Here is a 1,873-nt window from a genome sequence, read left to right on the forward strand (position 1 = left end):
CGAGTCGTCCGAGAACTGGAAATCCACCCCTGGGCAAGCGGCCACATTGATCGGGTGCGGCATCCCTGCCTGGCTGTATTCGGGCCGCAGGTATTTACCCAGTGCAAAGCGCTGCTCGGGCGCCGTGGACCAGGCCTCAAACAGCAGCGGCAGCTGCCAGGCAATCGTCAGGGTGTTGCCATAGCCTCGGGAGATCCCATCGTCAACGATGTAGACAAACTGGTACTGGCCGTCCAGGAACTGCACGGCGCCCAGGCCCATGTAGCGCCACCCCACCACGCCCTGGCGCACCAAGGTGGGCCCGGTGGCGAAGATGGCCGCGTTATAAGAACGGAGCGCAGAGACGTAGGGCACAGAGGCGTAGGTCTCGTAGACCTGCTCAAAGGTGCGGCCGTTGCGCGTCTTGTGCACGGACACGCCCGCCACGATGGATGGCATGCCGTTAAAGTCTGGCATGGTGCCCCGGTAGACCACCCGGATCATGGCGCCCAGCCCCGCACCGTAGTAGAACATCTGCCTGATGTCGGTGTTCACATAGTCCGCCGAGTTACCAAAGACGCCGCGATCGAGGAACGCGCCCAGGGCCGTTGGGCTGCCCACAACATGGATCGAGCCATCACCCACCGCCCCGGCGCTGTAGTAGCCGTCCTCTGCCTGGTCTTGCGCCGGATCGACATACAGACGGCCGCCTACCTTGGACGAGCGGCTGCCATCGAGGTTGGCATGGTGCAGCGCCGGCGCGCCCAGGGTGTCCAGAAACCTGGCCTGTCGCTCGCCCTGCAGGCTGCGGGGCATGCCTCGGTGGTGGGGGAACTTGCTGTAGTCCATCAGGGCACTTCGCGTGCGCCCGCGAACTCCGTCCAGAAATCGGGCATGTTGAGCGAGCCGATGCCGTCTACCTTCAAATTGCTGAGCTTGACGGTCGTGGCGCCCTCCTCCACCGAATACATGATCAGCTTGAGGTTGGTGTCTGAGAAGTAGATGGGCCCGTAGGCGCTGAGAATCACATCGTCTTCACGCCCAATCTCCTCACCGACGCCTGCGACAATGCGCATCTCGACCGGGTCGAAGGTGTACCAGATTTGTTTGCCCACGGCATCGTCCACGGTGGCAATGCCAGCAAAGGTGGCTCCTGCTGTAATCGCGCCGCCGACACCGGGTTGGTTCATCAGGAACACATCCAACCCGCCCATGCGCACGGTGATCACATTGGGGCTATCCCCTCCTGTGCTGACGGCCGCTAAGCGCAGCGCTACCGAGAACGGCCCCGTGAACATGGCTGGCGGGAGCGACAAGATGGCGTCCCTTTCAGAAGAGTCCTCCTGGATCACGTTGCCCATGCCATCCATGATCGGCGTGGGGTCGCCCCACTCGCTCGCCCACAGCAGCTCAGCCCCTACCCCCGCGTTGCGACCCTCAATACGGCTACCCGCAGGCCCGCCAAAGTCAGCATCTACCAACAGCGTCATGGCTGCCCTTACATGCTGGCCGGCACCGTGGCGCTTGCAGCATCAATGGTCAGCGGCGCGCCATTGGCAATGGCCAGGCTGCTCAGTGCCAGGTCTGCGCTCGGGTCTGACACCAGGCCCACCTTACCTTGCATCCGGACGCGGGTGTTGCTCAAGGTGCCATCGTCATCGGGCGCTTGGTAGCGGAAGAACGTGGGTGTGCCTGAGGCAACCGCGACAGCCGACCAGACATCGCCTGCCACCTTGGACACCGAGCCATTGGCCGGGGCGCTCCAGGCGAGCGGGTCACCGGTGCCGTTCAAGCTGTAGGTGGCCAGCAAGGTGGCGCTGTCGAGCGCTGCGTCAGCCGAGGCAGGCATGCTGCCGGCATAGAGCATCAGCACGCAGCCATCCATGATGGGGGC

General features: G+C 63.8%; 3 protein-coding genes. All 3 read right to left on the reverse strand.

All coding sequences use genetic code 11. The annotated features are described in order from the left end of the window. Positions 1 to 828, reverse strand: an 828-nt coding sequence (locus tag H928_RS26965) for a hypothetical protein (protein ID WP_043339472.1), incomplete at its 3' end; no start/stop codon positions are given. Continuing rightward, the gene (locus H928_RS0109680) at positions 828 to 1,469 is read right to left on the reverse strand and encodes a hypothetical protein (RefSeq protein WP_021026312.1); all 642 of its coding nucleotides are present in this window, start codon (positions 1,467 to 1,469) and stop codon (positions 828 to 830) included. The genes H928_RS0109680 and H928_RS26965, both read right to left, overlap by 1 nt. A gap of 8 nt (positions 1,470 to 1,477) precedes the next feature. Further along, the coding region (locus H928_RS32240) for a hypothetical protein (RefSeq protein ID WP_021026313.1) at positions 1,478 to 1,873 on the reverse strand (396 nt) is incomplete at its 5' end.

Source organism: Comamonas sp. B-9 (assembly GCF_000410635.1).
Lineage (GTDB): Bacteria > Pseudomonadota > Gammaproteobacteria > Burkholderiales > Burkholderiaceae_C > Comamonas.

Bases quoted from the DNA above. Each gene is read 5' to 3' on its own strand.
- H928_RS0109680 (WP_021026312.1), bottom strand. From the start codon at position 1,469: ATGACGCTGTTGGTAGATGCTGACTTTGGCGGGCCTGCGGGTAGCCGT.